Here is a 19,894-nt window from a genome sequence, read left to right as displayed (position 1 = left end):
ACCTAGTATGAATAAGATTAAACTCGAAGACATTACCCTAAACCACATCAAAATTTTAAAAGCAGTAAATGACTGTGGTAGCTTTTCTAAAGCAGGACAAAAACTAGGGTATAGTCAAGCATTAATTAGTAAAAAAGTCAAGCAAATAGAGGATTATTTCGGAGTAATTCTCCTAAATCGCTCTCCTGGCTCTATATGCTTGACTAATAAAGGGAAGAGATTGATTTCCCAGACACTTAATGTAGTAGAAACTGTAGAAAATCTGCAAGAAGAATTTCAAGCAACATTTAGCACTGAGGGCGAAGATTTGATACTGGGGGCTACTAATTTAATTTTAGAAGTCTGGCTCAAACAATATTTACAGCGATTTCAGCTTTGTTTTCCAGGGAGAAATATTAAAGAGATTGCAGTTCAGAATAGCATATTTTTCTCAAATTCTCAACTTATAGAGATGGATCTCTTGCTTAATAGTTGCTCTGGATATAAGGAAGAACACCACTGTACTAGATTAACAACTCATAAAATGCTGCTTGTTTCCTTTGGGGCAAATAAGCATCTCAATGAACATAGCTTAATTAAAATCAATGATATTGATCTAGCTGATGTTGTGCTTTTAGATGCGGTTCATCATGAACTATCTAAAAATGAATTTTTGATCAGTAAATCTAGTAATGCAAAGGTGCTATATAGTTATCCAGATGTACTTAAATATGCTTCAGAAAATCAAAAATTAACGATTCTACCTGACTTTTGTCAAGCTGATATAATATCTAAGTACAAAGCATTAACTCTGACTATTCAAGATGTTAATGAATATGGCATTTATCTTCATGTTCCTCGCTTTAGTGAGTTGTTGATATCCGCAGAGAGTTTGGTGAGAAGTTTTAGACTTGATCGGGATAATTTGGAAAGTTTGCCTAATGTGAATCTAATTTTAGGTAGCTGTTCTTCCAAAGAAGAAAATGTTCTGAGGATAGGTATTCAAAGGGATTCCATCGGACAGTTCATTGCTGGGTATGGGACTAAATATATTTCTGATTTACAAAGAGCATCGTCATCACTTGAACAACCTATTTTCAAAAATATTGAAATTAATCGAGATTTCGAGTTACAAATTCTGCCGTTCGCCTCTGGGGAACAAATGAATCGACAGATGAAACGGGGAGAACTGGATATTTGTATTTTAGATGACATTTCTCTCTTGAATAATGGTAGCCAATTCTTTGATGATTTAAGTTTTGGTTCTAAATTAATTGGAATTGCTTCGTATAATCTTTTGGGTGAGGATATTAACATTATTCTGCCTAAAGATTCTTCTATAAACACTGTTCAAGAGCTTAAAGGGAAACGAATTTCCACCTTATTTGGTTCAAATGCTCACAGGTTCATCATTACTCTATTTGACCTCTATGATATGAATGTCAGTAAAGATTGCAGATTAGTGAATGAAGAGCCTCGGAAAGCAAGTAAGAGTTTAGCAAATAAAACTATAGATGCTTACGTGTGTTGTCATACTTTTGCCTCAATTTTAGAAGGATATGCTTTTGTGAGAAAGCTGCCCATATCTCAGACAGTTAGTTTGAGAATTCCATCAATCAGAGGAATTGTCTGTCGCTCACAGTTCATTAAAGAAAACCCTAAAATTGTCGTTGCTTATTTACATGATTTAGTAGTTGCTAACTATTGGTTTAATTCATCTCCAATGAATGCGGCAGATTTATTAACTAAAGTAACTGATGTGAGAGAAACTCAAGTAAATCAGTTTTTTAATCCTATCTTTGGTAACCGCATCGATCCGACCCTCAAACCTCAATGGTCTTGGTTGCTGAAAACTTTAAATCGCAGGTTGGAAGGAAAATATGGCATTTCCCTGTTTGATGTAGATTTTTGGATAGATGATTATTTCTTGAGACTTGTCTACAATCTGCTAAATCTAGATTATCATTTTCATCAAGTTTCTTTTGCCAGTGAATTTTCTAGCAGCTATTTTGTCGAGGAACAGTTTAGCCGACACATGAAAGTTCTCTATAATAAATATGATCTGTTGCTCCAAGATTCAATGGCGATCGCTCTCCAGTTAAAGCCAAACCAGTAATTTTGGTTGGTGATGTATGCGATCGCAGTAATTGAACTCACGTTATATTAACAAGGGTAAAAGAAAAACCTTTCCCTTTACCCCTGCAAAACTTGCTATACCTTAAAAGCGTATTCTATTTAAGGGAAGATGCTGCAATAGAAGTCTGTTTCTTATAACGTGAAGGCGGAAGTTGCTACAGACTGCGCGAAACACCGAAACGTCTTGGCCGAAGTTGCTACAGGCTGCGCGAAACACGGAAACGTCAAGCCAAAAGTTCCTACAGGGAAGGCGGAAGTTGCTACAGGCTGCGCGAAACACGGAAACGTTTTGGCAAAAGTTCCTACAGGGAAGGCGGAAGCTGCTACAGGGAAGGTAAACAGAGAAATTTATCGGTATGCGAAGGGTTTTACCCAATTCTCTAAAATCCGACAACATATTCAAACTGCAAAAACCAGACCATATCTGCTTTCCTAATTACGAATTGGTATTACTCGCCTGCTTTCCCCTGGTTTGTTGAGGGTTTGGATTTGAGCGATCGCCCCGGAAGTTTCCCGAAAGTGCGTAGTTTACCGCCGTACGCATCGCTCTCCAGTCAAAGCCAAATCAGTAATTTTGGTTGGTGATGTATGCAAAACTTCTCCCAATAGAAACCATTTGCCACTGATTCATCCTAGCATCCCCTCCGAATCCTTGATACCTGATCTGCTCCTTTCGACTTCGCTCAGGGAGCGTTACTTCGCTCAGGGAGCTTTTGCCTGGATACTTAGTTGTTCTAACTGACGCTGTGCAGCTGCTAAAAATGATTCCGGTTCTTGATAACCCTAAATAATCACTATACGCGATCGCAGTCTCTCAGCAGGCTCAAGCAAATAAATTTCAGGAATCCCCAAGCGAATTGTATGCTTGCTAATTTTCAGGGGCTTACCTGCTAACGGATAAACCAAATGCACTTGATCTACTGGTAGCCGAATCCGAAGCCTAGAATTTTTAGTTAGCTGAATTACGCCTTCCTTGGGAATACCTGCAATAGTATGAATTCCAACTGTATTTAACTTATGAAGTTCAGGTTCCAAATGGGCGATCGCAGAAAATGACTCAGCATTTCTAAAATTTCCTTGAAGAATAGGAAAAGCCTCATTTGTACCAACTCGAATTACTGGGACTTCGACAGTATCGTCCTCAATTTAAAATTTTTTCCACAATTTCCTGGCATTTTGTTACATTTCTGAAGATATTTGCTGGATAGGAAGTTGGAAATAGGTTGCTACTTTCACTCATAATACTACCCAAGAACTTTGAGGTCATAGATTGAATATCATTAATTTGTACTGGGGTTAAATCAGATGATATGCTAAAAAAATTCTTTTCCAAGGCTTTGTAAACTAGGTGTAGTATAAGACGATTACTATAAGTAGCAAATAACTTTTCTCTTCCATCTCGTTGTTTTTGTACTTCTGATAATTTATTCTCTACTACTCTTAATATTTGAACTAATTTCCAAAGGTTAGAACCATTTACTGATGTATTAAAGAGAGTTTTGTATGGAGGTTTTTCTATATCTTCCCATAAAACACCAATTTTATCTTTAACTCGCGTGGCGAAAGAAACCTCATTCTGTTTGCACGCTCGACTAATCGTAGCTTCATTTAAATCAAAACCTTTTTCTCCATCTGGGATTGATTCACCTGACTTATAAGTATAAATAATTCCTTCTAAGTGAAGTTCATTTTTTATTCTTTCTTGCTCTGGATCGAGAGCTACAAATTCTCGACGATCAATTCGGTTCTGAGTATTGTTGAATCGAGTAATTTCTGTAGCAAATTCTTCAGGACAGTTTTCTAAGGAGATAAAACGAATAAGAACTCTTGCTTTTTCAACCTGCTCAGGAGAATTTTGATATGCTCTTGCTATCGATCCAACAGTCTGAGCGCCATTAACTACTTTGACATCTTTGCATTCAAATATACCCGTGTCTCTTCCACTACCGCCAAGCGGTTTTTTCCCAATACTAGAACACAAAGCTGTTATACCATTGTTATAATACCAAAATTTTTCCGGTTCTTTTTTTAGTGTATTGATAATACCTTCATTAACTTCACTATCTTTTACAAAAAGCCTAATATTTGAAGAGAACAATTTAGGAGAATGTTTAGTCCACCAATCAGCTACTTCCCTAGCAGACACTTGCCCAATGCTCCTTGAGATATAACGTTATATATATATGCCTGGTTATATACTCTCATACTAAGAATATCTGATGAATCGTTCATCTCACCTAATAGATCATCCAATTCTCTTTTTGGTTCATCTGCTAAGGGAGTTTGACCTGAATAGACAAGAATTATTTCAAATCTTGTTCCTGCGTCATTCAGCGCTTCTTCAATATCTAGAGTTTTATTATTAAATTTTGAGTTGAATCTGTCATATCTAGCATTTACCAAGTCTTTAAAACCTCTAGTAAATTTCATTACCTCATCTGTTTTAACACTACCTTTACTGTCTTGTTTCCATTTGGACTGTAATACATACATTATTTTTTCTCGCCTGTCAAAATAAAGCGAATCTATTCCATTATCCTGTCCACCATCAACTATCGATTTTGATGCTTCTTGAGGAGAGATATTAGCTAAAACCATCAAAGTAAATGCAGCTAGACTTCTTGTTAAGAAAATTAACTCTCTGTCTGTTTCAGATTTATTTTGATAATCTGATAAGTCAATCAAACCATTAAATGTTTTTTGAAGGTATGACTTTATTTGACGTAGGTGGATTTCACTCATAATGTTGGTAGATGTAATTAACTTGGATGTTATCGGCTCAAATTTTTACAGACTTGTTTGTAGTATAAAGACGTTGTAAAAATATACATTCGGGTTTTTGCGATCGCATTTGGATAATTTTACCCTTTATTGCAAATCCAGCGAATACTTACTTAAGTATTAATAAATATATTATACTTATAATCATTGCCATAAAAATGGCTTCTGCAAGCCATAGAACTTCTTCAGAAGCCATTATACATTATTTTTTAAGTATAAAATAATACTATTCTACGGTAACACTTTTAGCAAGGTTACGAGGTTGATCGACATCCAAACCGCGACGGGCGGCAATATGATAAGCCAATAATTGCAAAGGAACTACTGTGAGAATCGGAGAAAGTAATTCTTCTACATGAGAGATGGGAAGAAGATCGTTAAAAATTTCCGCAGCTTCGCCATCGTTGATGGGAGTCACGCCAATTAACCGAGAATCTCTGGCTTTGGCTTCTTGGGCATTAGAAATAACTTTTTCGTAAACACTACCAGGTATTGCGATCGCAACTACTGGTACTTTCGCATCTAATAGAGCGATCGGGCCATGTTTCATCTCTCCAGCCGCATAGCCTTCGGCGTGAATGTAGCTGATTTCTTTTAATTTCAACGCCCCTTCCAAAGCAATGGGGAAGTTAATTCCCCTTCCCACAAAAATGAAATCTTTGGTTTCGGCAAATTCATGGGCTAGCTGTTCAGTTAAACGTTCCTGACTTTCCAAGGTTGCTTCAATTTCTTTGGGAATCTGCTGCAACCCGTTAATAATTTTTTCTAATACATCTTTTGAAACTGTCTGACGACGAGCTGCTAAATCCAATGCCAAAGCATAAAATGCCATCAGTTGGGCGGTAAAAGTTTTCGTCGCCGCTACCCCAATTTCAATTCCCGCTAAAGTACTGATGACATGCGGTACCATATGACCAAGGCTGCTTTCTGGGCGATTGGTAATACCCAGTAGTCGCGCATGATACTTGTGTTCTTTTCCCTGACGACGTTCTTTTTCCATCGCCAAAGCTGCTAGAGTATCAGCAGTTTCACCTGATTGGGTAACACCGATGATCAACGTGTTAGCTGTCACAGGTGATGGTGCATAGCGATACTCAGAAGCGTAATGTACCTGAGTTGAAATTCCTGCTAGTTGTTCGAGTAAATATTTTCCGATTAATGCTGCGTGCCAACTAGTACCACAGGCGACGATCTGAATTTGTTCTAAATCGTTGTATAAATCCGCAGATAAACCAAGATTGATTGGCGATTCGGTAGATTCGGCTGGATTAAAGTATGCGTCTAAACTAGCTCTTACTACCCCTGGTTGCTCATGGATTTCTTTGAGCATGAAGTGTTTGAATCCCTGCTTTTCTACCAATGCAGGATTGAAGTTGAGCAGTCGGGGTTGTTTTTTCAACCTGTCGCCAGCAAAATTGTAAATCTCAACGCCCAAAGGTGTGAGGCGGGCAATTTCGCCATTTTCCAGAGGTAGCACTGCACGGGTGTAGGAAATGATCGCTGGGGTGTCAGAGGCACAAAACAACTCCCCTTGCCCAAAACCAATTACCAAAGGTGCTTGTTGGCGGACAACAATCAATTCATCAGGGTAGTCAGCAGAAATAACTGCGATCGCAAATGCCCCTTGCAAATGGTTAACGGTTTGGCGAATTGCCTCTAAGAAGCGAGATGAGGGAGATGAAGGGGGAAGATTCTTTAAAAATTCGGCTATGAGATGGGGAATTACTTCTGTATCGGTTTCAGAACGAAACTGGTGTCCTTTTGCTTTGAGTTCCTCGCGTAACTCGCGGTAATTTTCGATAATCCCATTTTGCACCACCGCCACTCGCTTTGCTGTATCCATGTGGGGATGGGCGTTGTACTCTTCTGGTTTACCATGAGTTGCCCAGCGTGTGTGACCAATACCAATTTGGGCGGGCGTTTCTATTTGTTCGAGTTTAGAACGCAGGTTATGCAGTTTGCCCTTTGCCCGTACACAATTTACCTCACCTTCCCAAATAGTGGCGATTCCAGCAGAATCGTAGCCCCTATACTCTAGTTTTTCCAGCCCAGCCAGTAAAATCTCTGTTGCCGCTTGAGTGCCTATATATCCAACGATTCCGCACATTGTTCACACCGCTTTTTTTTAGGATGATTAAATCCAGTATGTCTAGTTGGTAGCACAAACTTGACGTTTTGCAAACAAAAAAGGGAGTAATTTACTCCCTCTACCACTAAGTATTGCTAAAGATGCTTGCTATTAAGAAACTTTAAAATTCTTCAGTACTGAGTTCTGAGTTCTGAAGGCTGAATGAAGAATCAAGAAATTGTTTTTTTGATTTACTTCTTTTGCCTCAAAACTCAGGACTCAGCGAAAACTCTGTAGCTTGCTTCCCGCAGGGTGCGGAGGCTTTCTTTGATGGTCTGTATCACTGCCCAGAGGCGTAAAGGCTTGCACCTCTCCCTTATGTCCAAAGGATACAAGGCAACCGTTCTGGAAAAAACGGTTGGACAGTAGACCCACATCGCGATCAGAAGTTCGGTGACTCAGCACTGAGCTTTTTAGTAAGCTAGACCCATACTGCGAGTTGTTTCAGCGCCCAGGTAAACCCGGATGCTCAAAAAGTCGGTGGGACAAGCGGTTTCACAGCGCTTACAGCCCACGCAGTCTTCTGTACGGGGTGAAGAGGCAATTTGAGCAGCTTTGCAGCCATCCCAAGGAACCATCTCCAGTACATCAGTAGGGCAAGCGCGGACGCATTGGGTGCAGCCAATGCAGGTATCGTAGATTTTTACTGTATGAGACATTGAAAAAACCGCTCCTTTCGAGTGTTCTTCTCTGCGAAAGAATCATAATCAACGCATAGTTTACCGCAGTGGTTGATAGGCCGTAATCAAAAGGCTACATAACTTCAAACAATGTAATGAGCACCCTTGATAAGTTGTTTTTGCGAGATCGTCCCTATTGCCCGATTAATTAGCAACATCATCGGAGCGTATTTATCCCACCTAGATATCATAATGTGGTTGAATAGTAAAGACAAATGAAATAAAAGTCAATCTACAAGACTTAGATGCAGAAGTTATCTATGGTACTTATTGATTGGCAACTATATATAGCAGTCCTAAATCAAACACGCAGAATTTGAAATTATTGCGACCCCCCTGTAGTCCCCCCAAGGAATCGGGGGGAAGGCGTTAGCGGGGGGTGAATTTTCTTACAACTCATTTAGGATTGCGATCCCAGTCCTAAATCATTCGTGAAAAGTCAGATTACCGACAATTTTTAGGAAGTCGGGGATTTAGACACCGCGAATTTGAACAAATCAGATAGGATTGCTCTAGCTGAAACCTGAGGTTTAGAAGTGTGAGCGAACCAAACAGTTATCTCTCCCTGTTTAGTTAACAACATCAACTGTTGGTCTTGGTTTTTAGCATCACTGCGAGTAAGTCTATCAAATCTCGCCTCAAGGAATTTTAAGCGAGCGCTCACCGATAACTTGTATATTTGACTTTTTAAATCTGGCGAACTCATAATTGTTACTTTTACATATCAGAGAATTTCAGAAATCGCAAACTCATCATTTATCGCAGCAATTTCTATTGGAATCCTTGGTTCAGTAACCATCACTTCTAGTTTTTCTTTGTGATTTTCGGCATCAGCAAATTTATCATTTGTATACTCATTTTCTCGGATTTGTCTAGCAATACTTTCTAGCAGCCAAAGTTGTTCTTCCACAGACAAGGTACGGATGGAACGCTCAATTTCTAGTAAATTCGGTGATATCATTTTGCTTCTGATTCCAAGCGGGGCGTATTTTTCAAAGATATTATATTTAGTCTATACTGGTTAACCTACAGCATCGCAAATCCCCCATTATTTTCTCCACGCCTATCTTTTCACAAATCAAATAAGATTGTTATAAATAATCAGAAGCTAGTTTTATGACTTTTTAATTAGGTATTCCTGCTGAAGCAACATGTACGCTAAACTGACTACATGAATTATGAAACAGCTCGGAAACTCCTCATAGATCAGACAATTACAACCGAGGAAAACCCAGATGCCCTGTTAACGCGTATGAAACAGGGTAAACCGCCGATACCTGGTCAGATCACCTTAATTTTATTGGCATTGAAAGTGGTCTTTGAAGACCTCAAAGATGCAAAGAGCCTAGACCGGCAACTAGCTTTGACCCTTTATCAGTTAAGCATTAAAGCGCAACAGTTATTTGCCGCAGGGCATAAAGCCGGGATAGATTGGCCACCACTACTGAAGGAAGATTTGCTTTGAATTTCTTTAGCATCTGAAAGTATCTTTTCGGGTATATGGCAAACCCTTGCTCCTGTAGGGTTGGGGAAGTTGTAGAACACCAATTCAGTAATTTTTAAACGAGAAGAGATGAGGGAGCAGGAAAGCAGGGGAGCAGGGGGGAAGTTGCTTGCAGTAAGTTTTTCCCCTCTACCGCAATGCTTAATGCCCATTAACGAATTTGCAGTTCATTTTTTAACTTGTCTAGATCAGTTTTGAGCAAAATCGTCATTTGACCGATAAAAGCTTTGCCAGTTTTGGGTTGGGCAATTTCCACCCAGTATACATAGCGATCGCCTACTCGTAATTCTCCCTTAAAAGCTTCCCGAATTGGAGTTTTGGCAAAACGCGCTGAGTTAATTACGCTCTGGTTGGGATACTCGTACACTACCTGAGCGCGATCGTAGTCTTGATAAATCTCCAAACCATAAATCACCCGCAAGGATTCTTGGAGACGCGCAAATGTCATGCCGTTAATGGCATCATACATGGCAATCCGCTCACTGCGAATTCTGCTACGGTCTTTAGAAAATTCCACCCTACCGGCAGGCAATACCGACGCTTGAAAAGTGAATCGTTGAGCAGCTGTATCAGTCTTTTGGACAAACAATTGCTCTCCACTCCTGGGGCGGAGTGTAGGATGTGCTTTAATCCAGGTGCCTACTTCCTCTGTACTTTGCCCTGGTAAAGCATTAACTTTAGAATCAAAAAGCGTTCCCACGCACAGCCAGGGTGTTAGAGAAAAAGGCAAAATCAAAAAGTTAAGCAGAGATTTTTTGAGCATTTTACTGTTCAGGACTTTCATGGAAATTTCCCCATTAGGGAGTAACCATAGTTTTCCCGTTTGTCAGCAAGATTATTTCAAGCGTCAACCCAACTTAAGACATCGCAGATTATTTCGCGGTAGAAAATGTTCCGCATGGGAACAAGGAAAGCCTCATCAAGCTAGGTTTTTAGGATTTGTGTACACTACCGTAGCTTTGGGAGAAGGATCTGTAGAAAATCTTGTCTTTTAATGTTTGAGGTATTGATTTTTTGGGAATTATACATAAAGCAATTTCGGATGCTGGTGATAGTAAATATATAGGGCTATCTACCAAGATGTGGCATTTAAATACCTACAAATATCCAGATATGAAAACAACTACATATATCTATGCTTTTAGCTTTTGGTTTATTTGGAACGCTTTTGGCGCTAAGATAATACTCCAGTATCTACTAAGTCTAAATTTTGTTCCGGTAAGTATCTGTTATATACTTATTAATATATTCCCATTTATTCTCTTCTTTGAGGTAGTTGTTAAGATATTATTTTCCTCAAATATTTCTAGTAAATTAAACTTTGTACCCACACAGTTAGAAGCTCTATCTCAAATAGATACTAAGACTTTCAACTACTACACGAATGCTTTAGAGTCCCTCGGTTTTTCTAAAATTAGTGACTTAGAACTCTCAGAATCTACCCTTACTGTCGCTAGACTTTTTTGCCATCCAAAACATCTTTGTTTTGCAGAAGTGATACAAACACCTGGGCGTTCAATCGTGTTTTGTGCTATTAGCAGTGGTTTAGAGCAAGAATGGTCAGTTAGTTTTAGAGATAATTCTCCTAATCTAGCTATTGTCTATGCCTTTTTACGCCGCCCAAGGGGGATAATTGTTGTTCAACAGGGAGTAACTCCTGAAGAACTATTGCGATCGCATCTAAAATTCCGGCAGAAAATGATGCGTGACTTGAATTTACAGTTATTGCCAGATATTTCTATAGAAGCTTATTTTGATCAATCGCAAAGAGTGAGGACATGTCAGAGAAAAGCACTATGGCGCAAAAGTGTCATCATTGGATTGGTAGAAATGTGGCTTTTTAACTTCAAATCTGAGGCTCAGAAGTCTCAATTGCTAGGAGATTATGCCCGTTTAGCAGCTAGAAAAGGCTAATGTCAGTAGGGTTCATGGGTTCTTTATTAACGAGATTTTCTACATTGTTTGGCTAGAACCAAGATCATCTGCTGTACTCTGCAAAAAACTAAGGAATCATCGCTACCTTAATTACCTGTTACACCTTCATCTCACCAAACACCTGTTCTAAATCTTTTAATGGCCACTGTTCACTAATAAGTAACTCAAAGGTAATTTTGCGACTAGCTAACAGTGATAACGCCGATCGCACATCGTAATGTGTATTATGAAACACACTTTTGATAGTAAGTTCGCTGTAGTGTAGCCGTTGTATGTTGACGGTAATACTTGTATCCCGTGGACATCCACAATAAGTTGACTGTTGCAGGATGGATCTTTAAACGGACATAATGTAAAATCGTGTTCTATTTGGGGCAATAAAACACGGTTTCACAGAAGTATTTAGTTATAATATTACAAAAACCAAAGTAAGATTTGATTTATACTAAAGTAATCCATTTACTGAGAGTTGTTTCCTAGTTCATTAACTTTCTCTGTTGTGGGAAAAACTTGCCGATCATAGTTTGTGCTTTCCTGAGTCAGGGCGATCGCACTAAAGAAAATGGCACTTCCTACAGCCAAGGCCACCATAGGACGCTTCAGCAGGACAAAATCTCTGATAATCCTAGCTAAAGGTCTGCTTTGACGACGTAAGGCCGAAGAAATCATCAATTGTCTCCAAGTAAACGGATCACGGACATAATGACCGCTTTGGCAAACTACTAGCCGTTCCTGGCAATAGGGACAGCAAAACAAGCCCATACGCGTTTTAACTAGTTTTGGTGTAGCATTTCTTTGGCAAATTGGGCAAGTAACATAATGATTGTCAAAGGTGTGTATATTCATTTACCTCGTCCGCCTAGTCCATTTACTCGCTCTATAACAATAGTTATATTGAATGCCGATCAATACTTAGCAGACTTCCAAGTATGGTCTGACATCAGGCATAAATCATACATACATTGTATTACTACAAAGGATGGCTCAATGGTCGTAACACGAGTATAGCTAGATTTAGGCAAGGATGACTCCTAGTTAATGTTTGCGAGTGCGTCCACCCAGTCCACAAAAACTCTGTTGTCTCTAGAAAGTAATAGTGTTGGCGCTCACTTGCACCCCACTAGCGATGCCAAATAGCCCAACTTAGGCATCGTTCACCCTTAAATAACAATTGTCTCCCATTTAACCATTCTGCCCACAAAAATTTTGCACAATAACATTTTTTGCTAAAGCTTTGTAAATCAAGCAAATAAAGTCTACTTGTCTGGTTGCTAAATAATGGCTCACAATGAGAAGTAACAGATAAAAATTTAAATTTTTTCTTACATTTACCCCGCCTCTCAATGACTCTCTTGCCTCCCACTCAACTGAGGAAGGTAACGGAACAACCTGCCTTTCCTACACCTTCCGCTCGTTTAGCTCACTTAATTAATCGTTTTCAACCATCCCCAGAAACAGTTGTGCTGTTTTTAGCCATGCTCATTGGCGGTGGTACTGGTATGGGTGTAGTCACCTTTCACTATTCAATCCAGCTGATTCATCAGCTGATGCTGGAAAATTTAATGGGTCAAATCGGCGTCTGGGGTGCTTGGACTTTAGCCTGCGTTCCCACTCTTGGCGGATTAATCGTTGGCTTGATGCGCTGGCGCACTCAAGACTTTGGCCCTGAACTTTCATCTTTGATCGCTTCCTCTCAGGGAACAGAGATTAGACGACCACTACGACCAGTTACGAAGATGCTGGCCGCATCTGTTTCTTTGGGAAGCGGTGCTTCTTTGGGGCCAGAGGGGCCGAGTGTGGAAATTGGCGCAAATTTTGGGATGTTGTTGTCTGTGATCCTAAATGTATCTCAAGAACGACAACGTTTGCTGTTAGGTGCTGGCGCGGCAGCTGGACTCGCTGCTGGATTTAATGCTCCCATAGCTGGAGTATTTTTTGCCCTAGAGGTGGTAATGGGAGCTACATCTTTTGCTACTTCTGCTGTGAGTGTGGTGCTGCTAGCGGCGGTGGTAGCAGCACTAATTGCCCAAATTGGTTTGGGGGCACAACCTGCTTTTGATTTACCTGCTTACCAAGTCCGTAGTCCTTTGGAATTACCCCTTTATCTTGGCTTGGGTTTAGGGGCCAGCTTAGTTTCTTTGGCTTATACTCAATCAATTCGGGGAGCAAAAGCCTGCTTTGCTGGAAAGGTTCCAGGTTTTGACTTTTTGGGACGAATTCCTGAGCCGATTCATCCAATTATTGGCGGTGTGATAATTGGCGCAGTTGCTTTGCACTTCCCGCAAATTCTGGGCGTCGGTTATGAAACTGTAGAAGCAATGCTTCAGGATGTGGAGTTTCCACTCTACTTGTTGGTGGTGCTGTTGGTAGTGAAGCTACTGATGACTGCAATTAGTACGGGTAGTGGTTTCATTGGCGGTTTGTTTGCACCAGCAATGTTTTTAGGTGCTTCTTTTGGATCGGCTTACGCCAAGATTTTGGCTGTGGCATTCCCGGCTATTTGCGATCAGATGGCGGCTCCCCCAGCTTATGCAATGGTAGGAATGGCAGCAGTGCTGGCTGCTAGTGTCAGAGCGCCGTTAACAGCTATTTTAATGCTGTTTGAATTAACCCGCGACTATCGAATTGTTTTACCGTTGATGGCAGCTGTGGGTTTGAGTGTTTGGCTAGTGGAAAGGATTAAACCAACTTTTAACTCTAACTCTAACCTACAACAAATTGGTCTTTCTGAATTGAAAGATGAAAAAGTGGAAATTGTGCAGCAAATTTTGGTAGAAGATGCCATGTACCCCTGTCCAAAAAAGTTACCTGCAACCCTTGGAGTGTTAGATGCAGCTGTGGAAATGATCCGCGATCGCGCCCGGAGTGCTTTAGTAATTGATGAAGCAGAGCAATTAGTTGGTATACTTTCTCTGGAAGATATTAACCGCGCCCTTGCTCTTTGGCAAACTTACCCAAATTCGCTAACTGAAATTCCAGATAATTTATCCAGTCAAACCCTCATAGACATTTGTACTACTGAAATCCTCTACGCATGGCAGGATGAACTATTATCTGAAGCTTTAGACCGCATGACTCTTCGAGGTTTGCATCAATTACCAGTGGTAGCACGAGACAAACCCGATCGCATTTTGGGTTTACTAGAAAGAGAGCAAATTGCATTAACCTGCAATTTAGCAGTTACGCGTAAGGCACTTGGCCACTATTTACCAGTCTTACCCACCACAGATATAGTTATTAATAATTAGTCAAGGGTCAAAAATCTTGGACTTTTGATTAATAACTCTTGAGTGCCAATTTTAGATTGAAAGAAAACCCGATAGCGCAGCGTAAAGCCTTCTCAAAGAGAAGGCTTTACGCTGCGAAATGCTTTGCACAACGGCATGGCAACTCTTAGAGAGGCTGTTCGCCTTCGCTTAGAGCGAGCCAGACGCTCTCTACGAGACGCTGTTCGCGTTCGCGGACTAGCTAACGCTGCGCTCCCCTTGCGTCTTTTAGGTTGATGCCAGACTAATGTCTCGCTACGCGTTTTCACCCCTTGTGGGTGACACAAATCCAAAATTCAAAATCTTCAAGCCCCATCCGTTTATTGGCGGGGTCAATCCAAAATCTAAAATCTATTGACTTTGGACTCTTGACTGTATTATTAAGCTGTGGCTTCTATGGCTTCATCATCTTCCCGATCTTCTGGATCTACCTGTCTCAGACGAATGTGCTTTTTGCCTAAAGTGATCAGAAATTCATCTCCTGGTTTAAGATTCATCTGTTTTGTATAAGCTGAACCTATAAGTAAGTTACCATTCGATTGCACACTAATTCTATAGCTGGCACTACGTCCACCACGCCCATTAGCACTGGGTGTACTGTCCAACTGAATACCTTCGGCATCAATTAGGGCATTTAAGAACTTCATCATATTGACGCGTTCTATACCGTTTTTGGTAATGGTATAGTAGCCGCACTTTTTGGCTTTGTCTTCCTTGCTCTCACTCTCTAGCTCTTTGACTTTTTTGAGCAGTTCTTCACCGATTAGGGGTTCAATTTTTTTCTGTTTAGGCATTAACTTAGGTCGAAAATGAATGTTTGAAGTGTTTGAATCGATTTTATTTTAGCTGACATTGAGCTAATAGGAACATAATCCTTTAGTTTTTATCTCAACCTAGCCAAGTATATTACACTCATAGGCACAATTGTTATGTGATTAACAATATTGCCAAGACAATCTATTTTACAGAATGCTGGCAATGCTGATAACTATATATATATAGTTAGTGAATCACTGCTAGACTATACAAGTTTTAAGTTTTCTAAACTAACGCTCAAAAGGTTGTTTACAAGCTTTAGATGATAACTGAGTCAGAGAATGATAAGTAAAACTGATCCTTAATCAAAGGAAGAGGAGGCAGTGCGGTCTTAGGGTCTCCCCAAATGGAGTAATAAGCGTGTTTCCCCAAAAAGAGCAACTACCGTTCAAGGGTCAATATTTGGACTCTGGAAAATTGACTATTGACTAAACAATAAACCTTGCCAAAATGAAACTAACTACCAGAGGACACTATAGTGTGAAGGCGTTGCTAGATTTGAGTTTACAGCCAAGATATGGTCCTGTATCAGTGAGAGCGATCGCCAAACGCCAAGATATCCCAGCTCCTTACCTCGAAAAATTACTAATAGAAATGCGTCGCGCGTCTTTAGTGAAATCAATTCGTGGTAGCATCGGTGGATACCAATTGGCAAGAGAGCCTGCACAAATATCTATAGGACAAATTTTAGAAGCAGTTGGCGAGACTAGCCATTTACCCCATCACACCCCAGCACCTGCACAAGCTGAAGATTGGGTAACATTTAGCCTCTGGCAGAGACTCAACCAAAAGCTTAAAGAAGCTTTGTACAGTATTACTCTGGCAGACCTTTATTACGATGCTCGTAGCTGGCAGGCTTCCCTTGGAGAAGAGGCTAGTTTTGTGGTTTAGTAAAGAGTTAATAGTCAATAGTCAATAATCCAAATATTGACCCTTGAGAGCCAGTTCATTTAACAAAGGTAACTCCCGCACATGACTGGCTCCTCTTGACCACGAATTTTAGATTTTAGGTTTTTTGGTTCATGCTCCGGACAACTCTTGGAGACGCTAACGCGAACGTACCGCTGTTCGTTTTCGTGGTCAGGGTCAATTCCATTATCCAAAATCCAAAATCTAAAATTGGTTGACCCTTGACCAGTAACTTATGACTAATAGCATCTATGTCTTAATAATTGCTGCACTTTTAGATTACTTAATTGGCGATCCTTGGGATTGGCCTCATCCAGTGCAAGTTATGGGGTGGGTAATTTCTCGCCTGACTAAATTTTCTCTGCAATTGTGTCAAAATTCTTTAACACAACGCCTAGCTGGAATTGTACTAGGCATTATCCTAATAATTGGTAGCGGCCTTGTTGGCTTTTTGATTATTCAAAGTGCCAGATGGGTTCATCCGTTGTTGGGAATTGCAATAGATAGTATTTTTTTGGCTAGTTGTTTTGCTGGCAGAAGTTTGCGAGCAGCAGCAGTGGCTGTTTTACAACCTTTAACAGCGGGAGATTTGGGGCAGGCTCGGAAGATTTTAAGTAATTACGTTGGTCGAGATACACAAAACCTCTCACAAGCAGAAATTTCACGAGCCGTTTTAGAAACGGTTGCAGAAAATGCTACCGATGGGGTAATGGCTCCACTTTTTTATGCAATTGTTGGTATCTTTGTGCCACTTGTGGGGCCAACTCCCTTGGCTTTAGCATACAAAGCCAGCAGTACCCTTGATTCAATGGTGGGCTATCGGGAAGCACCGTATACTTATTTGGGATGGTTCTGTGCGCGGTTGGAAGATTGTTTGACTTGGCTACCTTGTCGGTTAACAGTTGTGACTCTGGCGCTGTTATCAGGTAAACCGATGCATGTTTACCGAATTTGTCGTCGAGATGCAATTAATGATCCTAGTCCCAATTCTGGCTGGAGTGAGTGCGCCTATGCTGCTTTTTTGGGTGTGCAGATGGGGGGTACAAATTGGTATCGTGGGGTAGCTAAGTACAAACCACTGCTAGGAGATGCTATTTATCCGATTACTGCAACTTCTATTCAGAATGCTTTGCAGCTGACTCGATATTGTTTTTTGCTATGGTTAGGGATAGCGATCGCTATATTCTTAATACTCCCAAATAGGTAATGATAAATATAAAGTTAAAAGTTAGGAGTTAAGAGTTAAGAATAAAAATTCCTAACTCTTAACTCATCACTCCTAACTTATGACTCGCTATGTCTGCCAAAGTAGTTGAAATTCTCTCATCAAAAGAAATCCGTCGTACCTTGACTCGCCTCGCCTCTCAAATTGTGGAAAGGACACGTGATTTGTCTCAACTAGTGCTTCTTGGTATTTATACCAGGGGTGCGTTATTAGCCGAATTGTTGGCGCGTCAGATTGAGACACTCGAAGGTGTACCCGTATCAGTCGGCGCTTTGGACATTACATTTTATCGAGATGACCTCGATAAAATTGGATTGCGGACTCCAACAAAAAGCGAAATTCCTTTTGACCTGACGGGGAAAACGGTTGTACTCGTGGATGATGTTATTTTCAAAGGACGGACGATTCGCGCTGCTTTGAACGCAGTCAACGAGTACGGTAGACCAGAGGTGATTCGTTTAGCTGTATTAGTAGATAGAGGTCATCGAGAATTACCAATTCACCCAGATTTTATTGGCAAGCAGTTGCCTACTGCTAAAGAAGAAGTTGTCAAAGTTTACTTACAAAATTGCGATGGACGAGATGCAGTGGAGTTGATTGGAGATTAGGAGTTGGGAGTTAGGAGTTTGAAGAATTTGCTCGATTTGTAAAGACTGACGAATTTTCAGGGTGATATTAGCCAAAACTTGTGATCGCAAGTTTTAGCTAACTAATTCTACTTGCACCCAATTACGATCGCGCAGCACGGCAAGCCGTTCGGTAATATCAATGATCCCGCCCATCATCCGCACTGGCTTACCTGTTTTGTGATCAACGACATAACCCCTTTGAATCCTACTCCTTTGTTTATGGATTACGGTTTTTGGCTAACCCACAACCTAATGTCATGAAAAATTGACATTATCACCATTACTCAACAGCTAAACAGCTACTAATGTTATGAAAACATGACAATAAGATCCCAGAAGAGCTGATAAATTCGTGAAACAGGTAAAAAACCTCTTGAAACCCCTTGATCCCGATATATGCTTAGTGGTTAATATTGATTTAACATAATAAATAGAACTTCTTTGATCCCAAAGAAATGCTGATTTTGGCATCACAAGGAATTGGTTGGAAGTGATCTCAATTTAAAAACTGGGCAAAACCAGGAGTCAGGAATAAGAAGTTCATCTGGAGTGGATGACATTTTATATAGCATTCTTTAACCAGGGGAAATCATTTACCGCTTAAACTACTGGAGGCCAAATAAATGGCAAAAGAACGCCCACCACTAGAGGAGATGACCTTACGGCAACTACGCAGAGTTGCCAGCGAATATAGCATCTCTCGCTATAGCCGAATGCGTAAATCACAATTGCTGGCATCAATTTTAGAAGTCCAGCGCAGCAAAACTTTGCTTAGTCCATCTCGTTCGTTGGAGGCACAAGAAACCGTGGAAGCAGCTAAGTTTGAATTAGGTCAAGAAGATCGGACTGGTGGATCTTTGGCTGATGTTGATGAAGGACTCGCCGATCTGCCCTCTGGCTATGGTGAAAGCCGGATTGTCCTCTTACCGCGCGATCCTCAGTGGGCTTACACTTACTGGGATATTCCGAATGAACATAAACAGGAACTGCGCCGACAAGGAGGACAACAACTCGCACTACGGATTTATGATGTCACCGACATCAATATCGAATACCAAAGCCCCCACAGTATTCAAGAATATCCTGCTGATGAACTAGCTAGAGAATGGTATCTACCAGTTCCAGTTAGCGATCGCGATTATGTGATCGATATCGGTTATCGTGCTGCTGATGGTCGCTGGTTGGTACTAGCTCGTTCTGCTAAAGTACACATTCCTCCCGTCTATCCTTCTGACTGGATTGAAGATGTCTTCATCACTGTCAACTTTGAAGAAGATTTGCGTGGTGAGACTCAGTACGAACTGGTTCACCCTGCTGAGAAGATTGCAGTTACCGCCAATGATGGTGTGAATGTGAATGGCAACAGCAACAGCAACAGCAACGGTAACCCCATCTACGACGAAATATTTGGTTTAGCCGAATCTGCTGAAGCACAACGGGTTGCTGGTTCTATCTTCGGCTCCCAGCAACAAGTACCAGGTTCAGCGCGTCCTGAACAAGCCATTAGCTCCTACATTTTCCCATCTGGTGTGGGTCTGTGGGCAATTCCCACCGGATCTGGCTTAACTGCTTCTGGTGCAGGAATGTCAGGTGTTGGCTTCTCGGCTTCCGCTGTACCAGTTCGTCCGCGCCAGTTCTGGTTAATTGCCGATGCTGAGTTGATAGTCTACGGTGCAACTGAACCTGATGCTACCGTAACCATTGGTGGCCGGGCAATTCAGTTAAATCCAGATGGGACATTCCGCTTCCAGATGTCCTTCCAGGATGGTTTAATCGACTATCCGATTTTGGCTGTAGCTGCTGATGGTGAGCAAACCCGGTCAATTCAAATGAAATTTAATCGTGAGACACCATCTCGGAATACTAACACCAAAGAAGAAGCTGTTTTAGAATGGTTCTCTTAAGT

19 protein-coding genes and 1 pseudogene are annotated in these 19,894 nt (G+C 40.8%); 9 read left to right on the top strand and 11 right to left on the bottom strand.

Annotated elements, in window-relative coordinates; all coding sequences use genetic code 11:
• Positions 1–7: 7 nt before the first annotated feature.
• Both V7K40_RS12880 and V7K40_RS12875 read left to right on the top strand, forming a co-directional pair.
• Complete coding sequence (locus tag V7K40_RS12880; RefSeq protein WP_334960074.1) at positions 8–2,095, top strand: LysR family transcriptional regulator; 2,088 nt, start codon at positions 8–10, stop codon at positions 2,093–2,095.
• Positions 2,096–2,254: 159 nt separating this feature from the next.
• Positions 2,255–2,551 (top strand): hypothetical protein, encoded by a 297-nt coding sequence (locus V7K40_RS12875; protein ID WP_334960072.1) that lies wholly within the window; start codon positions 2,255–2,257, stop codon positions 2,549–2,551.
• Between the two features lie 347 nt (positions 2,552–2,898).
• Here the strand turns inward: V7K40_RS12875 and V7K40_RS12870 are convergent, their stop codons facing one another.
• From V7K40_RS12870 to V7K40_RS12840, 7 genes are all read right to left on the bottom strand, one after another.
• Positions 2,899–3,159 carry a type I-MYXAN CRISPR-associated protein Cas6/Cmx6 gene (locus tag V7K40_RS12870; RefSeq protein ID WP_334960101.1) on the bottom strand — a complete coding sequence of 87 codons (261 nt, stop codon included), beginning with the start codon at positions 3,157–3,159 and terminating at the stop codon, positions 2,899–2,901.
• 97 nt (positions 3,160–3,256) lie between these two features.
• Entirely contained in the window at positions 3,257–4,261 is a 1,005-nt protein-coding gene (locus tag V7K40_RS12865) for an AIPR family protein (RefSeq protein WP_334960070.1), read from the bottom strand.
• A complete protein-coding gene (locus V7K40_RS12860) occupies positions 4,243–4,857 on the bottom strand; it encodes a hypothetical protein (protein ID WP_334960068.1) in 615 nt (204 codons plus the stop codon). The genes V7K40_RS12865 and V7K40_RS12860 overlap by 19 nt, the downstream gene beginning before the upstream one ends.
• Before the next feature lie 265 nt (positions 4,858–5,122).
• On the bottom strand, positions 5,123–7,003 hold the full coding sequence (glmS, locus tag V7K40_RS12855) for a glutamine--fructose-6-phosphate transaminase (isomerizing) (protein WP_334960066.1): 1,881 nt from the start codon (positions 7,001–7,003) through the stop codon (positions 5,123–5,125).
• Between the two features lie 434 nt (positions 7,004–7,437).
• A complete protein-coding gene (psaC, locus tag V7K40_RS12850) occupies positions 7,438–7,683 on the bottom strand; it encodes a photosystem I iron-sulfur center protein PsaC (protein ID WP_012411495.1) in 246 nt (81 codons plus the stop codon).
• Between the two features lie 478 nt (positions 7,684–8,161).
• A complete protein-coding gene (locus V7K40_RS12845) occupies positions 8,162–8,410 on the bottom strand; it encodes a hypothetical protein (protein WP_334960064.1) in 249 nt (82 codons plus the stop codon).
• An 18-nt stretch (positions 8,411–8,428) separates the two neighbouring features.
• Complete coding sequence (locus V7K40_RS12840; protein WP_334960062.1) at positions 8,429–8,665, bottom strand: hypothetical protein; 237 nt, start codon at positions 8,663–8,665, stop codon at positions 8,429–8,431.
• 210 nt (positions 8,666–8,875) lie between these two features.
• Here V7K40_RS12840 and V7K40_RS12835 point away from each other — a divergent pair.
• Positions 8,876–9,166, top strand: a pseudogene (locus tag V7K40_RS12835) (Dethiobiotin synthetase); the annotation flags it as partial.
• A 193-nt stretch (positions 9,167–9,359) separates the two neighbouring features.
• On the opposite strand, the gene V7K40_RS12830 reads toward V7K40_RS12835, so the two are convergent.
• Entirely contained in the window at positions 9,360–9,971 is a 612-nt protein-coding gene (locus V7K40_RS12830; protein WP_334960099.1) for a hypothetical protein, read from the bottom strand.
• 251 nt (positions 9,972–10,222) lie between these two features.
• Between V7K40_RS12830 and V7K40_RS12825 the strand changes: the two genes are divergently transcribed.
• Positions 10,223–11,122, top strand: a complete 900-nt coding sequence (locus tag V7K40_RS12825; protein ID WP_334960060.1) for a hypothetical protein — start codon at positions 10,223–10,225, stop codon at positions 11,120–11,122.
• A 118-nt stretch (positions 11,123–11,240) separates the two neighbouring features.
• Here the strand turns inward: V7K40_RS12825 and V7K40_RS12820 are convergent, their stop codons facing one another.
• Together V7K40_RS12820 and V7K40_RS12815 are read right to left on the bottom strand one after the other, a co-directional pair.
• Complete coding sequence (locus V7K40_RS12820; RefSeq protein ID WP_334960058.1) at positions 11,241–11,378, bottom strand: hypothetical protein; 138 nt, start codon at positions 11,376–11,378, stop codon at positions 11,241–11,243.
• Positions 11,379–11,602: 224 nt separating this feature from the next.
• Entirely contained in the window at positions 11,603–11,989 is a 387-nt protein-coding gene (locus V7K40_RS12815) for a hypothetical protein (RefSeq protein WP_334960056.1), read from the bottom strand.
• Between the two features lie 497 nt (positions 11,990–12,486).
• On the opposite strand from V7K40_RS12815, the gene V7K40_RS12810 reads away from it, so the two are divergent.
• A complete protein-coding gene (locus V7K40_RS12810; RefSeq protein ID WP_334960054.1) occupies positions 12,487–14,391 on the top strand; it encodes a chloride channel protein in 1,905 nt (634 codons plus the stop codon).
• Between the two features lie 398 nt (positions 14,392–14,789).
• Here V7K40_RS12810 and V7K40_RS12805 read toward each other — a convergent pair whose 3' ends face one another.
• Positions 14,790–15,203 carry an AbrB family transcriptional regulator gene (locus V7K40_RS12805; protein ID WP_334960052.1) on the bottom strand — a complete coding sequence of 138 codons (414 nt, stop codon included), beginning with the start codon at positions 15,201–15,203 and terminating at the stop codon, positions 14,790–14,792.
• A gap of 472 nt (positions 15,204–15,675) precedes the next feature.
• On the opposite strand from V7K40_RS12805, the gene V7K40_RS12800 reads away from it, so the two are divergent.
• From V7K40_RS12800 to V7K40_RS12785, 4 genes are all read left to right on the top strand, one after another.
• On the top strand, positions 15,676–16,116 hold the full coding sequence (locus V7K40_RS12800) for an Rrf2 family transcriptional regulator (protein WP_334949528.1): 441 nt from the start codon (positions 15,676–15,678) through the stop codon (positions 16,114–16,116).
• 253 nt (positions 16,117–16,369) lie between these two features.
• The gene (gene cbiB, locus V7K40_RS12795; protein ID WP_334960049.1) at positions 16,370–17,341 is read left to right on the top strand and encodes an adenosylcobinamide-phosphate synthase CbiB; all 972 of its coding nucleotides are present in this window, start codon (positions 16,370–16,372) and stop codon (positions 17,339–17,341) included.
• An 89-nt stretch (positions 17,342–17,430) separates the two neighbouring features.
• Complete coding sequence (gene pyrR, locus V7K40_RS12790) at positions 17,431–17,967, top strand: bifunctional pyr operon transcriptional regulator/uracil phosphoribosyltransferase PyrR (protein ID WP_334960047.1); 537 nt, start codon at positions 17,431–17,433, stop codon at positions 17,965–17,967.
• 644 nt (positions 17,968–18,611) lie between these two features.
• Positions 18,612–19,892 (top strand): DUF4912 domain-containing protein, encoded by a 1,281-nt coding sequence (locus V7K40_RS12785; RefSeq protein WP_334960045.1) that lies wholly within the window; start codon positions 18,612–18,614, stop codon positions 19,890–19,892.
• The last annotated feature ends 2 nt before the right edge of the window (positions 19,893–19,894 follow it).

Origin of the sequence: Nostoc sp., from assembly GCF_036917195.1 — a bacterium.
Classification (GTDB): domain Bacteria; phylum Cyanobacteriota; class Cyanobacteriia; order Cyanobacteriales; family Nostocaceae; genus Nostoc.
Note: the sequence above shows the minus strand (reverse complement) of the source record. Positions and strands in the feature narration are given on the sequence as shown.